Origin of the sequence: Saccharopolyspora sp. NPDC002686 (assembly GCF_040295745.1) — a bacterium.
Classification (GTDB): domain Bacteria; phylum Actinomycetota; class Actinomycetes; order Mycobacteriales; family Pseudonocardiaceae; genus Saccharopolyspora; species Saccharopolyspora oryzae.
In genome coordinates this window covers 1-2650 of sequence record NZ_JBEOVY010000581.1, presented here as the reverse complement: position 1 = coordinate 2650, position 2650 = coordinate 1, and the positions used below count along the sequence as shown (strand labels likewise).

Here is a 2650-nt window from a genome sequence, read left to right as displayed (position 1 = left end):
CCGAAGGCCGGCGGTGCGCGGTCGTTCGTTCTCGTGTCCGATGCGGAGACCGTCGGTGCGACCGACCACTGGTTTCAGGACATGCCGCCTTCGATACGATGGGCTTGAGCACCACGTTGACCATGCCGAAGATCACCGACACCGCGAGCAGGGTGAGCACCTTCGCGGTGGTGTCCTCCCCCGCCAGGTCGATTCCCGGCAGTGCGGTGGTGATCCACACCGCCACCATGGTGATCAGGAGCTGCAGCACGACTGCCACGGCGGGTCCCCCTAGGCGAATTCCGGTCATGAACGAAACCGACGCTACCGGCATTCCGGGATCTCCCGCCGCCGCCGAGGTCAGCGGAACAGCGTCGTCATCAGCCCTCGGACGTCGCCGCTGTCGCCGTGGGCCTCGGCGAACCGGAAGACCAGGCCTTCCCGCAGGCCCCAGGGGCAGATCTCCAGCTCGTCCACGCCGATCGCGCTCAGGATGAGGTCCGCCACGATCGCCCCGGCCAGGATGCGGCGGGCGCGGCTGCGCGAAACGCCGGGCAGCGCCGCGCGCTGGGACTGGTCGAGCTCGGCCAGCCGGGGGATCCAGGGGCGCAGCTTGGCGCGCGAGAGGCGGTCGGGGTGGCGGGCGAGCTTGCCCGGCGAGCTCTCGGTGAGCACCGCCAGCTGCCGCAGCACCTTCGACAGCGCCACCGGATGCCCCAGGTCCCGCTCGGCGAACCCGCGCAGCGAGCGCGGGATGGTGCGGCGCACGGCCTCGACCAGCTCGTCGACCTGTTCTGGGCGCGGCGGGTCGTCCGGCAGGTACTGCCTGGTCAGCCGGACCGCGCCGATGGGGAGCGAGACCACCTCGTCGGGTTCGAGGTCCACCCCGGTGGACACGTCGATCGTGCCGCCGCCGATGTCCACGGCGGTCATGGGTGTACCGCAACGCGCGTGCCAGCGCCGGGCCGCGTGGTAGGTGACCGCAGCTTCGTCGCGGGGGCTGAGCACGCCGATCCGGACCCCGGCGGCGTCGCTGAGCTCCTCGCGCAGTCGCGTGCCGTTGGCCGCATCGCGCACCGCCGACGTGCCGAACGCGACCAGCGCGTCCGGTCGCTGGTCCGCCGCGGCGCGCACGCAGTGCTGCACCGCTCGCACGGCGTGCTCCACGCCGCGCTCGTCGACCACGCCGTCGGTGCCCGTGCGTTCGGCAAGGCGGGTGCGGGCCTTCACGCTCCAGTCCGCGCGCGGGATCCGGGAGCGGTCGAGGTCGACGATCTCCAGGCGCGCAGCGGTGGATCCGATGTCCAGCAGAGCAAGTTTCATGCCCGGCCCACCCGCGCACCACGCGCCCGGTTCGGCGCTGTGGCGGTTTCGAGGGACGGCATGCTCCCATTGTCGGGGCCCGAACGACGGGAAAACCCGTCAAATCGACCTTTTCCTGAGATCTCGATCACAGTCGAGCCGGTTCCGGGCGATTCCCGCCGGACCGTACTCGGCGGTAACCTCGGGACAACCTCGGCGGCGTGGCCGACTGGACATCGCCGCTGCCGCAAACCGGAAGGGACGGCCGATGCGCATCGGGATGCCGCTGAACTACAGCGGGGGCTTCAAGGAAACCGTCGACGACCTGGCCACCTACGAGAAGGCCGGGCTGGACATCGTCTACGTCCCGGAGGCCTACTCGTACGACGCGGTCAGCCAGATGGGCTTCATCGCCGCTCGCACCGAACGCCTGGAGATCGCCTCCGGCATCCTCCAGATCTACACCCGCACGCCCAGCCTGACCGCGATGACCGCGGCGGGCATGGACTTCGTCTCCGACGGCCGCTTCACGCTGGGCATCGGCGCGTCCGGGCCGCAGGTCATCGAGGGCTTCCACGGCGTGCCGTACCACGCTCCGCTGGGCCGGACCCGCGAGATCGTGGAGATCTGCCGCCAGGTGTGGCGCCGGGAGAAGGTGGAGCACAGCGGCAAGCACTACAACATCCCCTTGCCCGCCGAGCAGGGCACCGGGCTGGGCAAGCCGCTGAAGCTGATCAACCACCCGGTGCGCGAGCGGATCCCGATCATGATCGCCGCGATCGGGCCGAAGAACGTCGAGCTGGTCGCCGAGATCGCCGAGGGCTGGGAACCGATCTTCTACCTGCCGGAGAAGGCGGGCGAGGTCTGGGGCGAGCCGCTGGCCGCGGGCAAGGCCAAGCGCGACGCATCGCTGCCGCCGCTCGACGTGGTCGCCCAGGCCCCGCTGGCCATCGGCGAGGACGTGGCGGACCTGCTGGAATTCGTCCGACCGGTCCTCGCGCTCTACATCGGCGGCATGGGCGCGAAGGGCAAGAACTTCTACAACAACCTCGCCCGCCGCTACGGCTACGAGGCCGAGGCGGAGCTGATCCAGGACCTCTACCTCAGCGGGCGCAAGGAGGAGGCGGCCGCGGCGGTGCCGCAGGACCTCCTGGAGAAGACCGCCCTGGTCGGCCCGGAGAGCCACGTCAAGGAACGCCTGGCGGCTCTGAAGGAGTCCGGCGTGACCACCCTCAACGTCACGCCCCTCGCCGGCGACGGCCCGGAGAAGGCCAAGCTCATCGAGCGGGTCAAGCAGCTCGCCACCGACATCTGATCACCAGGTTCGGCGTGGGTGCGCAGCAGTGCTCCAGCACGGCTGAGCACCCAC

3 protein-coding genes are annotated in these 2650 nt (G+C 70.5%); 1 reads left to right on the top strand and 2 read right to left on the bottom strand.

Annotation, left to right across the window (positions count from 1 at the left end):
• Window positions 1-259, bottom strand: a 259-nt coding sequence (locus tag ABTZ89_RS37840; protein ID WP_351054109.1) for a phage holin family protein, incomplete at its 3' end; no start/stop codon positions are given.
• Between the two features lie 80 nt (window positions 260-339).
• The gene (locus tag ABTZ89_RS37835; RefSeq protein WP_351054106.1) at window positions 340-1302 is read right to left on the bottom strand and encodes a Ppx/GppA phosphatase family protein; all 963 of its coding nucleotides are present in this window, start codon (window positions 1300-1302) and stop codon (window positions 340-342) included.
• Window positions 1303-1549: 247 nt separating this feature from the next.
• Here ABTZ89_RS37835 and ABTZ89_RS37830 point away from each other — a divergent pair, with 247 nt between their 5' ends.
• Window positions 1550-2596 carry an LLM class F420-dependent oxidoreductase gene (locus ABTZ89_RS37830; protein WP_270948962.1) on the top strand — a complete coding sequence of 349 codons (1047 nt, stop codon included), beginning with the start codon at window positions 1550-1552 and terminating at the stop codon, window positions 2594-2596.
• Window positions 2597-2650: the final 54 nt, after the last annotated feature.